Origin of the sequence: Psychrobacter sp. NPDC078501, assembly GCF_044900935.1 — a bacterium.
GTDB lineage: Bacteria > Pseudomonadota > Gammaproteobacteria > Pseudomonadales > Moraxellaceae > Psychrobacter.
Genome location: NZ_JBJDOS010000008.1, coordinates 18786 through 36715 on the forward strand (window position 1 = coordinate 18786; position 17930 = coordinate 36715).

The 17930-nt window shown below is 43.4% G+C and carries 16 protein-coding genes; 10 read left to right on the forward strand and 6 right to left on the reverse strand.

The features are described from left to right. Positions 1-50: 50 nt before the first annotated feature. Positions 51-1070, forward strand: a complete 1020-nt coding sequence (locus ACI2IW_RS11740) for an adenosine kinase (RefSeq protein ID WP_404693747.1) — start codon at positions 51-53, stop codon at positions 1068-1070. A 114-nt stretch (positions 1071-1184) separates the two neighbouring features. On the opposite strand, the gene ACI2IW_RS11745 is transcribed toward ACI2IW_RS11740, so the two are convergent. Continuing rightward, positions 1185-2507, reverse strand: a complete 1323-nt coding sequence (locus tag ACI2IW_RS11745; RefSeq protein WP_404693748.1) for an O-acetylhomoserine aminocarboxypropyltransferase/cysteine synthase family protein — start codon at positions 2505-2507, stop codon at positions 1185-1187. A gap of 253 nt (positions 2508-2760) precedes the next feature. After that, the gene (nfuA, locus tag ACI2IW_RS11750; protein WP_057761762.1) at positions 2761-3444 is read right to left on the reverse strand and encodes a Fe-S biogenesis protein NfuA; all 684 of its coding nucleotides are present in this window, start codon (positions 3442-3444) and stop codon (positions 2761-2763) included. 567 nt (positions 3445-4011) lie between these two features. Here nfuA and ACI2IW_RS11755 point away from each other — a divergent pair. The 4 genes from ACI2IW_RS11755 to ACI2IW_RS11770 all read left to right on the forward strand — a co-directional run bounded on the left by ACI2IW_RS11755 (position 4012) and on the right by ACI2IW_RS11770 (position 8671). Continuing rightward, positions 4012-5001 (forward strand): alpha/beta fold hydrolase, encoded by a 990-nt coding sequence (locus tag ACI2IW_RS11755; protein WP_404693749.1) that lies wholly within the window; start codon positions 4012-4014, stop codon positions 4999-5001. A gap of 139 nt (positions 5002-5140) precedes the next feature. Further along, entirely contained in the window at positions 5141-6208 is a 1068-nt protein-coding gene (locus ACI2IW_RS11760; RefSeq protein WP_057761766.1) for a bifunctional nicotinamide-nucleotide adenylyltransferase/Nudix hydroxylase, read from the forward strand. A gap of 211 nt (positions 6209-6419) precedes the next feature. Then, positions 6420-7817: a nicotinate phosphoribosyltransferase gene (locus tag ACI2IW_RS11765; protein WP_404693750.1), complete on the forward strand. Its 1398-nt coding sequence runs from the start codon at positions 6420-6422 to the stop codon at positions 7815-7817. Then, positions 7811-8671 carry an SGNH/GDSL hydrolase family protein gene (locus ACI2IW_RS11770; RefSeq protein ID WP_404693751.1) on the forward strand — a complete coding sequence of 287 codons (861 nt, stop codon included), beginning with the start codon at positions 7811-7813 and terminating at the stop codon, positions 8669-8671. Before ACI2IW_RS11765 ends, ACI2IW_RS11770 begins: the two co-directional genes overlap by 7 nt. A 111-nt stretch (positions 8672-8782) precedes the next feature. Here ACI2IW_RS11770 and ACI2IW_RS11775 read toward each other — a convergent pair whose 3' ends face one another. After that, on the reverse strand, positions 8783-9061 hold the full coding sequence (locus ACI2IW_RS11775; protein ID WP_057761772.1) for a type B 50S ribosomal protein L31: 279 nt from the start codon (positions 9059-9061) through the stop codon (positions 8783-8785). A 503-nt stretch (positions 9062-9564) separates the two neighbouring features. Between ACI2IW_RS11775 and ACI2IW_RS11780 the strand changes: the two genes are divergently transcribed. Next, positions 9565-10170 carry a YceI family protein gene (locus ACI2IW_RS11780; protein WP_397477820.1) on the forward strand — a complete coding sequence of 202 codons (606 nt, stop codon included), beginning with the start codon at positions 9565-9567 and terminating at the stop codon, positions 10168-10170. 224 nt (positions 10171-10394) lie between these two features. Next, positions 10395-11459, forward strand: a complete 1065-nt coding sequence (locus ACI2IW_RS11785; RefSeq protein ID WP_404693752.1) for a GNAT family N-acetyltransferase — start codon at positions 10395-10397, stop codon at positions 11457-11459. Positions 11460-11640: 181 nt separating this feature from the next. Here the strand turns inward: ACI2IW_RS11785 and ACI2IW_RS11790 are convergent, their stop codons facing one another. Further along, the gene (locus ACI2IW_RS11790) at positions 11641-12078 is read right to left on the reverse strand and encodes a hypothetical protein (protein ID WP_404693753.1); all 438 of its coding nucleotides are present in this window, start codon (positions 12076-12078) and stop codon (positions 11641-11643) included. 557 nt (positions 12079-12635) lie between these two features. Here ACI2IW_RS11790 and ACI2IW_RS11795 point away from each other — a divergent pair. Further along, positions 12636-14255: an FAD-dependent oxidoreductase gene (locus ACI2IW_RS11795; protein WP_404693754.1), complete on the forward strand. Its 1620-nt coding sequence runs from the start codon at positions 12636-12638 to the stop codon at positions 14253-14255. A gap of 132 nt (positions 14256-14387) precedes the next feature. Here ACI2IW_RS11795 and ACI2IW_RS11800 read toward each other — a convergent pair whose 3' ends face one another. Continuing rightward, a complete protein-coding gene (locus ACI2IW_RS11800) occupies positions 14388-15071 on the reverse strand; it encodes a TIGR00730 family Rossman fold protein (protein WP_404693755.1) in 684 nt (227 codons plus the stop codon). 423 nt (positions 15072-15494) lie between these two features. Between ACI2IW_RS11800 and ACI2IW_RS11805 the strand changes: the two genes are divergently transcribed. Continuing rightward, positions 15495-16340 (forward strand): alpha/beta fold hydrolase, encoded by an 846-nt coding sequence (locus ACI2IW_RS11805; protein ID WP_404693794.1) that lies wholly within the window; start codon positions 15495-15497, stop codon positions 16338-16340. A gap of 48 nt (positions 16341-16388) precedes the next feature. Here the strand turns inward: ACI2IW_RS11805 and ACI2IW_RS11810 are convergent, their stop codons facing one another. Further along, entirely contained in the window at positions 16389-17111 is a 723-nt protein-coding gene (locus ACI2IW_RS11810) for a putative quorum-sensing-regulated virulence factor (RefSeq protein ID WP_404693756.1), read from the reverse strand. Positions 17112-17308: 197 nt separating this feature from the next. On the opposite strand from ACI2IW_RS11810, the gene ACI2IW_RS11815 reads away from it, so the two are divergent. Then, positions 17309-17899, forward strand: a complete 591-nt coding sequence (locus tag ACI2IW_RS11815) for a M23 family metallopeptidase (RefSeq protein ID WP_404693757.1) — start codon at positions 17309-17311, stop codon at positions 17897-17899. The last annotated feature ends 31 nt before the right edge of the window (positions 17900-17930 follow it).

Consider the following 17930-nt stretch of genomic DNA (forward strand, 5'->3'; position numbering starts at 1 on the left):
TTAATAATAAAAAGATAACCATTTATAAATGAATTGAGGAGAGATAAGCAATGTACGATGTAATGGCAATAGGTAATGCGTTGGTTGATCACGAATATGTGCTGTCAGATGCGGCACTAGAAGAGACCGAGTTGACCAAAGGTAATATGACGCTGGCTGGTATTGAAGAGCAGCAGCAACTACTGGCTTACTTCAAGCTAGCTGAGATTGAGCCATCAAAACAAGCAGGCGGTGGATCTGCAGCCAATACTATGTTTACCTTTGCAAGCTTAGGCGGTAAGCCTTTTTATGCTTGCCGCGTTGGTGATGATGATCAAGGGGCGTTTTATCTCAGAGACTTGCACGAAGCAGGTGTCGCGACTTCAGACAAATCTATTCATGCAGGCGGCGTGACCGGCTCATGTGTGGTTGCCGTTACCGAAGATGGCGAGCGTACCATGCAGACCTATCTTGGCACCTCAAGTGAGATTGCCGCTGACAATGTTGATTTTGACGCGTTGACACAAGCAGATTGGCTATATATAGAAGGCTATCTGGCGATGTCTGAGAGCATCCAACCAGCGATGACTCAATTACGTCAACAAGCCGGTATCCATAATGCAAAAATCGCGGTGAGCTTTGCTGACCCTGCGGTAGTAAAATTTGCCAAAGATGGCTTGCTTAATATGCTCGGCAACAAAGTCGCAGTGATATTCTGTAATAGCGAAGAAGCCAAGCTATTTACGGACAAAAAACAAGTCAAAGCAGCAGCACGTGCCCTGCTTGAATACTGCCAAACAGCAGTTGTCACTGATGGTGCCAATGGTGCGGTCATCGCTCACCAGCCTAATGACGAGTCAGAAGTTGAAGTCTATGACGTTGCAACGCCAGCAGTGGCCAACGTCATCGATACCAACGGTGCAGGCGATAACTACGCTGGTGCTTTCTTATATGCATTATCGCAGCAGTATAGTCTGCCAGAATGCGGTCGTCTTGCCAGCGAAATATCAGCACAAGTTATTCAACAGTTTGGACCGCGTCTTGTTTCGCAGGATTATCGAGATATCGCGCAGCGTGTACTGTCTGCTTAATGGTTAAACACATCTGTTGGACGCAAAACAAAAAGCCCATATCAAATCGATATGGGCTTTTTTTATATTGGACTTGCTCAAACAGTTTGCTCAACTTAATAAGCGCTCTTTATATTAAGCAGAAGCTAATGCTTGCGCGAGATCGGCTTTGATATCTTCGATATGTTCGATACCAATCGATAGTCGTACCATATCCGTACTAACGCCTGCATTTTCTAGCTCTTGCTCATTTAACTGACGATGGGTCGTCGTCGCTGGATGACAGGCCAATGATTTCGCATCACCGATGTTTACCAGACGAGTAATCAGTTGCAGCGCATCGATAAAGCGCGCACCAGCTTCTAGTCCACCTTTGACGCCAAAGGTCAAGATAGCAGAAGGCGTGCCTTTCATATATTTTTTGGCAAGCTCGTGCTCAGGATGGTCAGACAGACCTGCGTATTTCACCCAAGCAACTTTATCATGGTCACGCAGGTATTCTGCAACGGCTTGTGCATTTTGCACGTGACGCTCCATACGCAGACTTAGCGTCTCCATACCTTGCAAGATACCAAAGGCATTTAGCGGGCTAAGTGCTGCGCCAGTGTTACGTAGTGGCGCAACGCGGGCACGGGCAATAAAGGCTGGCGCGCCTACGTCTTTTACGAAATTTACCCCATGATAGCTATGATCTGGCGTATTCAACAGTGGGAAACGCTCAGGGTAATCACCCCAAGCAAACTTGCCACTATCGACAATCGCACCACCGATTGAAGTACCCGTTCCGCTCATATACTTGGTCAATGAGTGAACTACGATATCTGCACCGAACTCAAATGGACGACATATCGCAGGCGTCGCCACCGTATTATCAATCACGACAGGTACGCCGTATTCATGAGCGACATCACTGAGCGCTTGAATATCGACGATATTACCTAGCGGGTTACCGATACTCTCTGCAAACACCATTTTGGTCTTGTCATCAATCAAGTCACGAATGGCTTCTGGGTCTTTATGATCGAAGAAGCGCACTTCGATACCTTGACGCGGCAATGCATGAGCAAATAAATTGTAAGTACCGCCATATAGCGTTGATACAGCGACGATATTGTCGCCTGCTTCGCAAATAGTCTGAATCGCATAAGTAATGGCAGCCATACCAGAGGCTACGGCAAGCGCCCCAATACCGCCCTCTAGTGCTGCGACTCGCTCTTCTAGCACCGCGTTGGTCGGATTCATGATACGAGTATAGATGTTGCCTGCGACTTTTAAATCAAACAGATCTGCACCATGCTGAGTATTATCAAACGCATATGAACTGGTATGATAAATAGGCACGGCGACTGCTTTGGTCGTTGGCTCTACACTATAGCCGGCATGAATCGCTAAGGTCTCAAGACGTTGAGGGGTTTCTGGCTGTTGGGCTGCTTGCTGGTCTGCTGATCCGTCACTCATAGTACATTCCTTTATTTTGATAAAAGATGATTTGTTGACGACGTATCGCCTAAAGTCACCTTAAAAAACTGTCTGCTAAATCATAGCAATAAAAAAAGCTGAGTTCATCATAACTCAGCTTCTTTATTAAAAGAATAGCAAAATACTCATCTCTTCATGACAAATATTCATAAGCAGCAAACCAAACAGGCATATCTATACTAGAGATATGGCCACCTTTATAGCAGCCAATTGCTTTTAACTATTTTTCATTTTATTTGTAGTAAGCATTCTCTGTACGAGTATGATCAGTCTCGTCAACCACTTGGGTCAATTCTGGAATTTGCTGTTTCAGCTGCACTTCAACGCCTTGGCGTAAAGTCATATCAACCGCTGAACACCCTTGGCAACCACCGCCGAATTTCAATACAGCGGTTAAACCAATACCTTCTTCATCAATCAGTTCAAGCAACTGTACGTCACCACCATGCGCTGCCAAGCCAGGGTTAATCTCTGACTGCAATACATAGTTGATGCGCTCTTCGACACTGGCATCAGCGCCTACTTTAGGCACTTTAGAGTTTGGTGCGCGGAAAGTCAGCTGACCACCGAAACGATCTTTATTATAATCAATGACCGCGTCTTCTAGATAAGGTACTGACGCCGCTTCAATAAAGGCAGAGAAGTTTTCATACGTAAAACGCAAATCAGCGCTGTCTTCTTCGCCCGGCTGGTTATAAGCCATGCAGCACTCTGCACGCGGCGTACCAGGATGCTCAACGAAGATACGCACACCGATACCATCGGTATCTTGCTTAGACAACAAATCTGCCAAGTAGCCCTGAGCTGACTCAGTGATAGTGATGTTGCTTTTTGCTTCAACTTGCTCGGTATCTAGGGCTGATTCATAGCCAGCAGTTTGGTCTAGTTGGTTATCAGCTTGGTTTTGCTCACTCATAATGTTTCCTATGCGTTATGACACAAACGCTATATCTATTATGGCTACTGTGTCGTGAATTTGGATTTTTAAAATGTTTACGATTTATGTAAGACATGCAGACTGGCAATGATTGATATTTATTATTGTATGCCATTGGCCGACATGAGTATAAAGTTTAATCGGTCTATAGCAGTCATTATACCTGAATCAAGCATCAATTCCGACCACGCTACTGTGAATTGAACCGTGGCTGTTGCAAATGGTCGTCATTGGTTTTTTTAATGATGCTGACAGTTGCCAAAGTAACTTTATATTTAGATGAGAAACCACAAACACACTAAATTATTAAGTCGGCTGACAAGTTATTCTCTATATAAAGACAGCTGTGCCATTTATCAAGCGCGCTCAGCATTTTCGATATGCCATACCGTTCACATCTAGTCCGAGCAAGTCATCTGGTTTTGACGTAGTATTGATAATTTGAATGATTTTATGCATTAGTGTTATGAGCATGGTAGCTTTTAATTGTCTTGTATAAATATCAGCTTGTATAAAGATTATGTGTTTTTTGGATAGGATCATTTTATGATGACACGGACGTTGCACCTAGTAACTACCAAGGACGATGAGAAAATTGCCGTTTGGAAAGTAGTTGATAATTCAGAAGAAGATACGATAGCTAACACATCAGAAAACAGCCTGCCTAACACTACACCGCAAAACATATTTTTGACACATGGTACGTTTTCTGACAAGCAAACTTGCCTCAAAATCGCCGAATATTTTGCAGGGCTTGGTCATCATTGCTACATCATGGAATGGCGTGGACATGGTGATAGCTCACTACCAAAAGAAAAATTCAACTTTGAGACTGTCGCCACTTACGACTATGAAGCGACTTTTCGCTATTTCTTTAAAGAATTAAAACTCGATAACCTGCACTGCGTTACTCATAGTGGTGGCGGTGTTGGCTTGACCATGTTTCTCGTCCAAAACCCAAGCTATATCGATAAGGTCAATAGTATAAGTATGTTTGCCTGCCAAGCTTTTGGCGCGGCGCAAGACTCGACCAGCTACACGAAAATCCTTACCGCCAAGATAGTCACTCGGTTGATCGGCTTTATACCAGCTAAGCAGTTAAAGGTAGGCCCTTTTAACGAAAGCTACTATACGATGACCCAGTGGTACGATTGGAATTTGGGTAAAAACTTTAAAAGTAGTTTTTTGAATAAGGCTAATTTCGATAAAGGTAGAGCGAATATAGACGAAGTGAACGAAGGCATTAATCAGCAGAAAAGTACTGGCGATGACTTTATCGACTATCGTCATCATATGTCACAGATTACCATTCCTGTTTATTCTATTAGCGCAAAAGGCGATAAGTTTATCTCCCCTACTTGTGGCTGTCGTTTGTTTTTTGAAGGCTTTAATAACTCGTCCAATATCTTTCGAGAGTATTCGCTTAGTAATGGCGATTTAGATGATTATACGCACAGTCGCATTATGGTTAGCCGCAATGCTGCTACAGAGATTTGGCCAACAGTAACGGCATGGATAGAGAAGCATGCCAGTTAAAGCAGAGGTGTCGTTTGGACGGTTTCGATAATGACACACCCCTAAACATCTTTATACTTGTCAGAAAGTCATGGGCTGTGTCAGTATTAGCGTCATTAATTTTTAATCAATAAAAATAAGTCGTAGGAAGTTGGCGTCTATGAGTGAATTATCAGAGCAACAGTCAGATAAGCAAAACCTAGATCAAAAAAGCAGTAAGCACTATCGTTATCTAGTCTTTATCGGACGCTTTCAGCCGTTTCATGCTGGTCACAAAGCCGTCATCGATGAGGCATTAAAACGCTCAGACGAAGTGATTATGCTCATTGGCTCAGCCAACTTGCCACGGAGCTTACGCAATCCATTTAGCGTCGCTGAGCGTGCCGCAATGATCAAAGGTGCCTACTCTGAAGAAGAAGCCGCACGCATTCACTGTGTTGGCTTAGATGACGCACTCTACAATGACACCCGCTGGCTACAGTATGTGCAGGCAGGTGTGAAATCTGTCACTGGTGACTTGCAGACGGATATTGGCTTGATTGGTCATTCAAAAGACAGCTCATCGTACTATCTGTCACTGTTCCCCAACTGGGACTCTGTGTCAGTGCCCAATTATCATAACTTATCAGCCACGCCGATTCGCGACAGCTATCTGATGGGTGCCACGCCAACACCTGAGCGTACGCCAGAGTCGACGCGTAACGTCCTCGATGCATTCAAACAAACTGACGATTATCATCAGCTGCATGAAGAAGCAGACTTTATCGATAAATATAAAAGACAGTGGGAATCAGCACCCTATCCACCGACCTTTATGACTGCCGATGCATTAATTGTACAGTCAGGACACATCCTACTGGTTGAGCGACGCAGTATGCCAGGACGCGGACTGTGGGCGCTGCCTGGTGGATTTTTGAATCCAAAAGAGACACTGTTTGATGCTTGTATCCGTGAGCTGCGCGAAGAAACTCGCCTCAAAGTGCCCGAGCCAGTATTGCGCGGCTCCTGCCATAGCCAGCATACCTTTGACGATCCATATCGCTCAGCGCGTGGTCGCACCATTACTCAAGCGTTTTATTTTCAGCTCAAAAACGATCCAAAAGGTCTGCCAAAAGTAAAAGGTGGCGATGATGCGACCAAAGCATTTTGGCTACCCTTAGCTGAGCTCGATGCGAAGATGATGTTTGAAGATCACTATGCAATTATTACTAAGATGGTTGGGTTGTAGTTCGCTGCTAATCATTTTTTCTAGTAGCTTTCTTTGGTAGTCTTTTTTAGTAGCTTTTTCTAATAGCGACTTGAGCAAATTATCATCAATAACAACTATCACTAAATATCTCACTAATAACCTGATTCCAACGCCGATAGACGGCAATCAACTGCCGCCACTGTTCTTTTATTAAGACAGCTGCGGCAATTCAAAGCAGAGGAGTTCTGTGATGTACACCAGTAATCTAAACAATTTAATTTTAAATAGCGACAGCTATAAGACCTCACATTGGGTGCAATACCCAAGCGGTAGTGAGTATCTGTCAAGCTACATTGAGGCGCGCAAAGGTGATTACGATGTGGTGTTCTTTGGCTTGCAGGCCTTTATCAAAGAATATCTAAGTACTCCTATCACTCATCAAGATATCGATGAAGCCGAAAAGGTCATTCAAGCACATGGCCTAACCTTTAATCGTGCTGGCTGGGAGCATTTGATCGAAAAACACGACGGCTACTTGCCATTGCGTATCCAAGCCGTGCCCGAAGGCAGTATAGTGCCAGTGTCCAATGTAGTCTGCCAAGTAATCAATACCGATCCTGAGTTTTACTGGCTACCCAGCTATATCGAAACAGCATTATTGCGTGCGATTTGGTATCCATCCACGGTCGCTAGCGTTTCTCACTATTGCAAAGACATTATCCGTCAAGCGTTAGAAAAATCAGCGGACAATACAGAGTCCCTACCTTTTCGCTTGCATGACTTTGGTGCGCGTGGGGCATCGAGCCAAGAAACGGTTGCACTGGGTAGCTTAGCGCATTTGGTCAACTTTGCTGGTACTGACTCGATGACAGCGCTTATTGCTGCTAGTCGCTGGTATCAAATGGGTGATGATATGCCTGCATTCTCTATTCCAGCAGCCGAGCACAGTACGATGACAGCTTGGGGACGTGATGGCGAGACTGCTGCTTTTCACAATATGATCGAGCAGTTTGGCGGCGAAGACAAAGCCTTTTCAGTCGTTTCAGATAGTTATGATTTATGGAATGCCATCGACAATATCTGGGGCGACGCCTTGAAAGACGAAGTCAAAAATATGGGCGGCACTTTGGTCATTCGACCAGACAGCGGCGAACCTACCAAAGTCGTCCGTGAAGCGTTGGAGCGTTTGGCAGTGAAGTTCGGTACGACGGTAAACAGCAAGGGCTATAAAGTGCTGCCCGACTACGTACGCATCATCCAAGGTGATGGCATCAGCTCGCAAAGCTTAAGTAAAATTATTGATGTGGTCATCAAAGCAGGCTTTAGCATAGAAAACGTGACGTTTGGTATGGGCGGTGGTCTATTGCAGCAAGTCAACCGCGACACCATGAGTTGGGCGATGAAATCTAGCGCTATCTCTATCGATGGTGCATGGAAGGATATTTATAAAGATCCTGTTACCAGCCGCTCAAAACGCTCGAAAAAAGGGCGATTGGCACTGGTAAAAGACGACAGCGGGCAGCTAACAACTGTCAAAGAAAATGAGATAGGCGACCAAAATGACAATCTATTACGCGATGTCTACGTCGATGGTAAATTGTTAATTGAAGACAGTCTCACGACTATCAGGGAACGTGCAGGATGGTAGACACTAATAAGCTGACATCGGTCGCAAGAGACGTCTTACTTGCCCCTGTCTACCTCTATCAAGGTCGAAAAATCAAGCGTGATACAGTCCGCTTGCCTGAACCACATGGCGAAAGGCACGGCATGATTGAGCTGCCTCAAGTGAATGATGAAGCATCAACGCAAGACGCTAAGACATTTAACCTCATGGTTGTTGGCGATTCAGCAGCAGCAGGTGTAGGTAGCCAAACGCAGCAGGAAGCGTTGGTCGGTAAGCTCATACCGATACTGGAACAAAACGAAGCTATCCAAGCAAACTTTGCTCGACTCAATTGGTCATTGCAAGCGACAACAGGTCATACCAGCTTTGATATTCTACGCAGGTTATATGTCTTACCTGCTCCTGAACAGCCTATTGATGTGATGTTGCTAAGCGTAGGGGTCAATGACACGACGTCCAATGTCTCTACACATAAATGGCAACAGCAAATTGAAGACATTATCAATATTGCACAGCGCAAATTTGGCGTACGAGAATTGGTTTTCTTAAGTTTGCCGCCGATGGCACAAATGCCTGCAATCCCTGCCCCGCTCAATAACTTTGTAGGTGCAAAAGCATCGGTACTGGATGGAATATTGCAGCAGGTCTGTGCGGCTCATGCTGGTGTCACCTATATGGCAACCGACTTTACACGGATGCTAGAAGAGCATGCAAATGGCTCGGCTATCGATATCAATGTGATGTTTGCCAGTGATGGATTTCATCCTAGCAGTCTGATGTACGGCTATTGGGCGCAGCAGATCGTAGAGACTATTATTCAGTTACTAGATTCTGTTCAGTTATTAGACTCATCTACCACTGAGTTTGAGCGCTAAAAAGCTGGATAGATTATTATTTAGATTATAAAAAATTAAACCAAAAAAAACCGCTGAATAATCAGCGGTTTTTTATTGCTTAGCGAAATATATTTACACCATAAGTGCAAATTATTCAGCAGCGTCTGCAGCTTTCTTGCTACGGCCACCAAATGCGCCAAAGCGTTTGTTGAAGCTTGCAACACGACCTTCAGTAGAAGTTTTACGTTGCTCACCAGTATAGAACGGATGCGACGCACTTGAGATATCAAGTGGGTAGTATGGGTATTCTTTACCTTCGTATTCACGAGTCGCTTTAGTCTTAGCAGTTGAGCGAGTCAAAAAGAACACGTCAGCGTTAGTGTCGTGGAATAAAACTTCTTGGTAATTAGGATGGATATCTTTACGCATAATATACTCTCTAGGTCCGATGTATGTACAACGTCTAAATACAGCATCATCGATGATGTATCAAACAAATAATGACATACGTAACTGAGGCACTAAGGACATTACAAGTATGGCAACTGCGTCACTGGCTTATTCCAGCACCCAACACCACCCTTCTGTTCGCTTAGCCTTTCCCCAGCGGGAAAATTAAACCGCGATTTTAACGGTTTTTGACGTAAGACGCAAGGAGCAGTTGTGATAGAGATATGTGATAAGTTGTCACTGAAAGGTCGAGAGTGTTGAGATAGATGATTGATTTTAGTACAGTAATAAAGTTAGTTAAATTAATCAATGATATCCACTATTGTAGATAATCTAACTAAATACAACCTTAGCTATTAATTATACATAGTATGCTTAAAGGGTACAGCTACGCGATACAAACTCCATTTAAACATCGCTACTAGCAACTCATTTACTTCTCAATCACCCATAACTTAATTAGATTAAATAAGGATCATTTAATGATAAATACTAAAATAAGCACGGCTACCAAAGCACTATTTATTGGCTCAGCATTAGCAGTTACTACCATGGCAAGCGCTGCACTACCAACTCAGTGGGAATTAGACGACTCACATACTCGCGTCGGATTTTCTGTGAGTCATATGGGATTCTCAACCACCATGGGCCACTTCAATGATGTCGAGGGTATGGTGAATTATGATATGAAAGCCCCAAATCAAACCAGCATGAACTTTACCATTGCGACTGACAGTATCGATACCAATTGGGATGCTCGTGACAAACACTTAAAGACAGATGAGTTTTTTAATGTTGTAAAATATCCAACCATGACTTTCAAATCTACTCAGGTCAAATTCATCAATCCGCAGCAGGCTAAAGTAACGGGTGACTTTACTTTGCTTGGTCAAACCAAACCACTAACCTTAGATGTCACGTTAAACAAAATCGCTAATAGCCCTCTTACCAAAGAGCCAGTCGTTGGTTTCCGTGCCACTGGTACACTTGATCGCGCTGCTTATGGTATGACCGCTTACGCTGACGGTATCACGACCAACGTTCCTATCCAAATCGATGGCGAGCTAGTAGAAAAAAAATCAAAGTAAGCTTATAGCTCTCTAATAGCTTTCGACAAAAACGAGAAAAGCAGCCTACCCTCATTTATAGAGGCAGGCTGCTTTTTTATTTTCTATAGATTCTTCTACGCTCTAATTATATATTCATTATTTTACATAAAAGGTTTTTATATACTTGAAGGCTTCATACTTTGTTGTTATATTCGTATATACGGATTTACGAATATATAACGCAACACTGAGGGAGCAGCAACGTGGATACAGTACAAGTTGATTACATAGCGATAGATGCTGAGTGGGATAAGAAGGTATCAAATCATCATTTTGATATATATCACTTATCTGGTTGGATTGCGGCCTCAGCTGTTATCGACAAGGGCAAACCTCAAGGCGTCATCGCTCATTATAAAAATAAAGAAGTATTGTTACCCATTATAATTAGAGACATTGACTCAGAGCACTGGGATGCTACTTCCACTTATGGCTACGGTGGCCCGTTGATGGACAAAACCCTCACTGATGCCGAGTTAGACGTCGTACTAGATGAGATAAGAGCTTTTCTTTGCGAGAGAGGCTGCGTGTCTTTATTTATGCGGTTACACCCGATTATTAATAAAGAATGGATACCTACAGTTGGCAAAGCACTGACTCACGGGCTGACCTTGATGTCTGATTTGAGTAAGTCAGAAGAAGAGCATTGGAGCGAAACACAAAATCGACATCGCCGCGGTATCAAAAAAGCCATAAAGATGGATGTCGTGACAAAAACAGAATTCTTGACTAGGCAGAATGCGATGGTGTTCTCAGACATTTATAAAGAGACAATGCGACACGTCAAGGCCAGTGATTATTACTTCTTTGATGATGATTATTTCTTTAATTTGCTTGAAAACCTTCAAGAAAAGATACTGTTGATAACCGCCTATCAAGACGATAAACCAATTGGGTCTTCTATATATACGCTCTGCCAAGAGTCTGGCATTATGCAGTTCCACCTTGGCGGCACGCTGAACGCCTATACGCATCTGCAACCTTCTAAACTTATCACTCATGTCGCTCGCAATTGGGGACGAGAGAACCGTTATGAAGTGCTACATCTTGGCGGCGGCGTTGGCTCCAACTTAGATTCTTTATATGAGTATAAGAAAGGCTTTAGCTCGCAAGAGTTACTATTCAAGACTTATAGACTCATTGTCAACGCAACGAAATATACAGAATTAGTAGCTGATATCTGGCTCACGGAAAGTGATCTGCTTTCAGACTTTTTTCCTTTATATAGAAAAGAGCCTAGCAAAGAAGAAGTGCTAGAGACCATTTAGATTGAGCCTTTAGCAAATGTAACATAGTACAGGTCACATCTATTATTAGAGAATATATGAACGCTACTGTTAATACAGTAAAGGGCAACCCTAAGCAAATAAAAAGCAGCTTGCCTCTATACTTTAGGATAGGCTGCTTTTTTATCTTAACGTTTTCGATTCAGTTTATATCTAGTGCATACTATTTACTTGGGATAACATGCCAAACGCCAAGTTTATCATCACCGTCTTTGTCACCAACTTTTGTGTCATTAGCATAGAAGTATAAAGGCTTACCGTTCATTGCCCACTGATATTTTCCATCTTCACGCTTAAATGCAGCGAACTGACCTGAGGCTTTAGCATCACTAGGCGCTTTGAAAATTGGCCACACAACTTGGCAGGCTGCACCACAATCTGACTGGTTCATAGCGTCTTTATCAAACGTATATAACGTCATATGGTTGGTAGCATCCACCAACACCCCATTCTTGCTAGTGACTGGCACTGTATTATTGCTCGTTGCCTGTACTTCATGCGTACCTGACATATCGTTACCGACTACGTTTTTTAAAGTAGTACAGCCAGTTAGTGCCAATACACCTGTTAAGGCTGATAGCATCATTATATTTTTCATCATAACTTCCTTGTAATTTTAGTCGTATTTTTTATAGCAATAAGCTTGTGGTCGTTTACTTTATCGACTGTCCCTTTTGTTAATTCTGATATTTGTAGTTTTAAACAGTCATCAAAACAGAACCTATGCTTCTTGTTAAGCAAAATAAATATAGCATATGGCTTTATATTATCTTGGTAATCAATATACACGCTTACAAAAGTGGTCGAATTTTACAAAACAATAAAACGAGCTTATTTTCGATTTCACAAGTTTGCCACTTCTCTCGTTTACTCTATTTTTAGACAGACTCGTTCATCTGAAAAACTTCACACATATAGCGCTTCGTTGACAAAACTCATGCATCTTCTTACGTATTTCCCATCATATTGTCTGTAGTTCTTCGTAAAATAAACCTATAGAGATGAAGAATGGCTAAACAATAGAAAAGATGACTATTGAAGTTCAGATTTGTGTGTTGAACTTAATTACCTTCGCACGCATATCAAGAAATATGGAACATTGAATAAATATACCGAGCACGGCCTAATACAGATGCTATTAAGGATACAACGACGACAATGACTCAGTCTTTTGATAAAAACTACGCTCAATCCTTTAATCGTGACGCTCATTCTGAGGTGTTATCTTACGGGACAAAAAACACTCAACCTAAAAAGCGTGTTGGCATTTTGGGCGGCGGTACTGCGGGATCAACGATTGCGATTCGACTTGCTGCATTAGGGTTAGAGACCTACCTATTTGAGAAGAAAAAATCACTCATTGATGGACCACCTATGTGTCATTTGCATGCAGGTGGTAATTTGTACCGTGAAATACCGGACGAGGATTGCGTAGCCTTGCTCAAGCAATGTATCGATATTTTGCGTTTGTATCCGCACACTATTGACGTTCGTCCTACGGTGTTTGCCGTACCGACACGTGACGAAGGACTGCCTGAAGACTTACTGCCGCGTTTAGATATTTTGACCGATGCTTATCAAGAGCTGATCGAGCAAGATGCTAATAATAAAGTATTGGGTGAGCCTGAAGATTACTATCAACTCTACAGCCATGAGCAATTGATTGAGCTGGCTGAACGTGAGCAAGTCGCTGTACCAAGTACGGTTGATGAATGGATGATTCCAGTCGCTAGATACTTGGATTTGAACAAAGTTAAATTTCCGTTAATTGTTGTTCAAGAATATGGCTGGAATATTTTTCGTTTAGCCGCTTCTGCTAAGCTTGCGCTCGAAGAATACGACAATGCGCATGTATTTACTGAAACTGCTGTGCAAAAAGTCGTGCCGGTAGATTGTGAGAACTGTACCAACGCTGACCATCATGTCACCAAATGGCGTATCGACTATCAACAGATTCATAGTCAAGAACTTGCCTCTCAGCCTGAGTCTATCGAAGTTGATTACCTAGTCAATGCTTGCGGATTCCGTACGGGTGTCATCGACGATATGGTTGGTGTCGAAGTTACGCGTATGGTTGAGTTCAAATCGTCTTATGTGACTCATTGGGGCGATGCTGGTGGACAGATACCAGAGATTATCGTCTATGGTCAACGAGGTACGCCAGAAGGCATGGCGCAGCTTACTCCCTACCCTGGTGGATATTTTCAGATTCATGGTATGAGTAAAGCCATTACTTTGTTTGATGATGGTCTTGTTGCATCGAGTGAAGACAGTGCGCAGCCCAAACTGCCACAGCAATATGTGCACTATATTGAAGATGGTTGGGATAAAGCACCCCTACAGGCACGTAGTCAGCAAGCGATTGAGTATGTGGCGGAGTTTGTACCGACATTTAACAGCGCACGTACTGTTGGTAACGCGCTATACGGTGGACAGCAGATTCCTGGACAGGATGATACGCTGCGAGTCGCTGATGTGAGTTTATACTCTAATATACGCTATGCCCGTGCAGAAAACGTCAAAGCATCTTCGACCTTGATTGCCGCTGATCAAATCGTTAATGAGCTGACAGATCTAGGCTTGATAGAGAACGATACACCTCTGAATCGTAGTCGCTATGCTCATGAATGGTCGTACCTTGTCCATAACGATAGCCTCGCTGTCGATGAGGTTGCACGTGAGCTCGCTGAACAGCGTGGATTCCCAATCGCGATGGCTCATGTTAATCATAGTATTCGTGAAGTAGCATTGGACGATCTCACGCCTGCTGATGCCTAATAGACATGATTCGCTGATAGGTTTGTAATACATATAACAAAGGAGCAGATAACCGAGATTTGGTTATCTGCTCCTTTTTTCATCGTAGCTTTTAATATTTAAGCATTTGCTGTGTATTAATAGCTATACGGCTTAACTATTACTACCAGCCATTTTCTCCGTATCCACAGAATCATCTATGGTCACTACTGTTTGTAGCATATCGATCGCTTCACTGATGGTATTGCACACCACTAGACGATCTAAATCTTCCTGCTTCATAAAGCCTTGCTCAGTGGTATATTTCAAATGCTCAATCATACGGTCATAAAAACCATTGATGTTCAAAATAATCATTGGTTTTACGTGTTGGTACAATTGACGCCACGTGGCGATTTCCATAATCTCTTCTAACGTTCCTAGCCCTCCTGGTAGCGTGATAAAGGCATCGGCATACTCTGCCATAACGGTCTTACGCGTGTGCATAGTGTCAGTCAAATGCAAGCGAGTCAGATGCTCATGAGCGATTTCATGCTTGAGCATAAAGGTTGGAATCACGCCCACTGCTTGCGCGCCGCCATTGATTACTTCATCCGCAACTGCGCCCATCAGACCGATACTAGCACCACCATATACTAGCCCCATGCCATTATTTGCTAATGCACTGCCGAGCTCGCGTGCTGCCTGTTCATATACGTCACCATTGCCCAAGCGTGAACCGCAATACACAGCCACGAGCGGCATTGATAAGGTAGACTTATCGACTGCTTTTTCGATATTGGTAATGTCTTTGCTTGTGATTAAGTCATAAGTATCATCGTTGATTTTCATTTGCATATAGCTTCCTTAATTACCTGTCAGTTTTTATTGAGTGCTTGTTATTAGTGAAGGCTGCATACCGACACCTATCATTTATATTGTCATGCACATGATTCATAAGACAAACTCAGCCAAGCTATATAAAACTTGGAAGTCATATTTGCGCAACTGTCTTGCCAGCATTTATCTTAACATAAGCAATGCTACCACATAGTCACAACGATTTATCACTACGCAACGACTACACTTTCAAGATGCGCATTTATTGTTCATCATAGTTCAATATTCATTATCTACTAATAAAAATGCTAAGGTATACCCATGGATAATCACAACGCCTCTCCTACTGCCGAGCCATCAAGCTCTGTGATTAATAGCAATCTCACTAATAAAAGTAATGTGCCTGATGCGAGCAATATTGATATTTACTCATTAAGCATCATGACCGATCGCAACCAAGCATTGGCGGCCACTGTCTATCGCCCTAAAGACGCAATAAAAAAAGCCATCATGATGGCACCTGCCACAGGTATTAAGCGTCACTTTTATCATAATTTTGCGACCTACCTAGCAGAAAGCGGCTTTGGGGTGCTAACCTTTGATAACGAAGGAATCGGTGAGTCACTATCGACCGATTTAGCAAAATGTAGCGCTTCCTTGATCAGTTGGGGGCGCCATGACATGCCAGCTGTACTTGATGCCTTACAAGATGAGTTTCCTGGGGCTTCTTATCATCTTATCGGTCATAGCGCAGGTGGTCAGCTCATCGGCTTGATGCCTAACTATCAGGCGATTGGGTCAGTGTTCAATGTCGCTTGCTCGTCAGGGCGTATCAAAAATATGGGCATGCCCTATAAGCTCAAAGCCATGGGTTTTATGGATGCGTTTATTCCACTCACTAATTTAACACTGGGCTATACGCCGTCAGACAAAATCGGTATGGGTGAGCCACTGCCACGCGGCGTGGCTCGTCAATGGCGTGAATGGTGCAATGGCGCGGGCTATATCAAAACCGCATTTGGCAAAAGCATACATACGCATTTCTATGATGAGCTCAGCATGCCAGCACTATGGCTTGGCTTTAGCGATGATGATATCGCCAACAGTGAAAATATGGACGATATGATAAGGGTATTTACAAAAATGCCCGTCGAAAAGCGATTCTTAGACCCTGAAGATTTTGGACTAAATCATATCGGTCATATGCGCTATTTTAGCAGTAAGACCAATATCAAAGCACCGCAGCTATGGCAGATGGCGGTGACATGGTTGCACGAACAGCCATAAGCTTATCGTCATGTAGCCCCTTATATATTAGCTACGTAACAACTCAGATTACTTTTCTGCGTTTTCTGCTTCATCTAGTTTTAAGCGTTTAGTCAGTGCCGAATACAGGGATGGCTGCATATTATGAATATTGCCTATCATCCATTTAACATAGCTGATAGGCACGTCCTTGATCGGCTTGCCTTTATGCTTACCAAACGGCATTTTGCTCACAGGAGTCGCTTTATTGGAGATAGCATGTGCTGCTGCAAAATCTGTCGGCGCAATTTCTAGACGCTCGCAGCATGCTTGATACAGCAGATAGCACATTCGAGCATCGCCAAGCGCGTCATGAGCGGCAATTGTCATTGCACTCGCCTCACCTTTGCCCAATAACTTCTCGATACACTTGGACTGACCGTAAGCACGCCATTCTGGAAAGGCTGCCCGCGCAAGTCTCACCGTACAAATCAGCTTAGCAGAAGGACTGCCAATCACTCGCCAATCAAAACGTACGTTATGACCAATCAAGTACTCCGGTAATTCAAACTGCTCCAACTCAAAACGCTCAAGTCCAGCCACATCATCATCGGTAATACCATGCACCTTTATGACAATGGGTGAAATAGATCGACCACTGTTAAAGTATTTCATCCACTCAAAACCAGTTGCTACATTGATAGTTGCAACTTGGATAGGTCTGGGGTCACTACCCTGATCTGTTTCGGTATCGATAACCAACGCCGTTTCGCGCGTGGCAGAAATATCAGCAGGCTTAAAAGCATCATTCATAAAGTATTAACCATCAGTAGCAACTGTCTATGCTCAGCAGAAATGTTAAGTAGATAAAACTGTATTTGCTGTCTACATCCTTAACCATAAGAATATCTATGGGGGTAAAAACGATAGATAACAATGCGATACATACGTTATCAGACGAAGCTTTTATAATAAAAACTCAAATGACATAAAATATATATGAGACATCAATGCTAGCAGATGGAAATAACCAACCTCCCAGACCTTCTTTTTTCAGTCGTCTAATAAGCCTATTGATTAAGGCTGTCGTATTGCTAGCACTGTTATTTGTCTTCGATAAGCTACTACCCAGTATTAGCCAACAGACGCAGTCATTTGTGGTTGCCAAATGGCAACAATTAAGTCTATTGCAACAAGAGCTGCCGACCGAAAACAGCTTGCCCAATCCACTACCAGAACGAGACCTGACAGACACTTGGGGCGCGGCACGTAGCCAAGGCCGCTCCCACGAAGGCATCGATATCTTTGCACCGCGCAATACTCCCGTGCAGTCGACTACGCAAGGTGTGGTAAGCAAGGTTGGTGAAAACACATTGGGTGGGCGCGTGGTCGTGGTGGTAGGGCCTGGTGGTGCAGGACATTACTATGCTCATCTAGAAGACTATGCTGACATCTCTCCCAATGACTGGGTCAATCAGGGCGATGTAATAGGTTATGTGGGTGATAGCGGTAATGCAAAAGGGACACCGACACACGTACATTATGGTATCTATATTAATGGCAGTGCGGTCAATCCTTATCCGCTTTTGCAAAAGGATTAACGAATACAGAAAAGTATGTCGTTAACCTAAT

Bases quoted from the DNA above. Each gene is read 5' to 3' on its own strand.
- ACI2IW_RS11740 (WP_404693747.1), top strand. From the start codon at position 51: ATGTACGATGTAATGGCAATAGGTAATGCGTTGGTTGATCACGAATAT.
- ACI2IW_RS11745 (WP_404693748.1), bottom strand. From the start codon at position 2,507: ATGAGTGACGGATCAGCAGACCAGCAAGCAGCCCAACAGCCAGAAACC.
- nfuA (WP_057761762.1), bottom strand. From the start codon at position 3,444: ATGAGTGAGCAAAACCAAGCTGATAACCAACTAGACCAAACTGCTGGC.
- ACI2IW_RS11755 (WP_404693749.1), top strand. From the start codon at position 4,012: ATGATGACACGGACGTTGCACCTAGTAACTACCAAGGACGATGAGAAA.
- ACI2IW_RS11760 (WP_057761766.1), top strand. From the start codon at position 5,141: ATGAGTGAATTATCAGAGCAACAGTCAGATAAGCAAAACCTAGATCAA.
- ACI2IW_RS11765 (WP_404693750.1), top strand. From the start codon at position 6,420: ATGTACACCAGTAATCTAAACAATTTAATTTTAAATAGCGACAGCTAT.
- ACI2IW_RS11770 (WP_404693751.1), top strand. From the start codon at position 7,811: ATGGTAGACACTAATAAGCTGACATCGGTCGCAAGAGACGTCTTACTT.
- ACI2IW_RS11775 (WP_057761772.1), bottom strand. From the start codon at position 9,061: ATGCGTAAAGATATCCATCCTAATTACCAAGAAGTTTTATTCCACGAC.
- ACI2IW_RS11780 (WP_397477820.1), top strand. From the start codon at position 9,565: ATGATAAATACTAAAATAAGCACGGCTACCAAAGCACTATTTATTGGC.
- ACI2IW_RS11790 (WP_404693753.1), bottom strand. From the start codon at position 12,078: ATGATGAAAAATATAATGATGCTATCAGCCTTAACAGGTGTATTGGCA.
- ACI2IW_RS11795 (WP_404693754.1), top strand. From the start codon at position 12,636: ATGACTCAGTCTTTTGATAAAAACTACGCTCAATCCTTTAATCGTGAC.
- ACI2IW_RS11800 (WP_404693755.1), bottom strand. From the start codon at position 15,071: ATGCAAATGAAAATCAACGATGATACTTATGACTTAATCACAAGCAAA.
- ACI2IW_RS11805 (WP_404693794.1), top strand. From the start codon at position 15,495: ATGACCGATCGCAACCAAGCATTGGCGGCCACTGTCTATCGCCCTAAA.
- ACI2IW_RS11810 (WP_404693756.1), bottom strand. From the start codon at position 17,111: ATGAATGATGCTTTTAAGCCTGCTGATATTTCTGCCACGCGCGAAACG.
- ACI2IW_RS11815 (WP_404693757.1), top strand. From the start codon at position 17,309: ATGCTAGCAGATGGAAATAACCAACCTCCCAGACCTTCTTTTTTCAGT.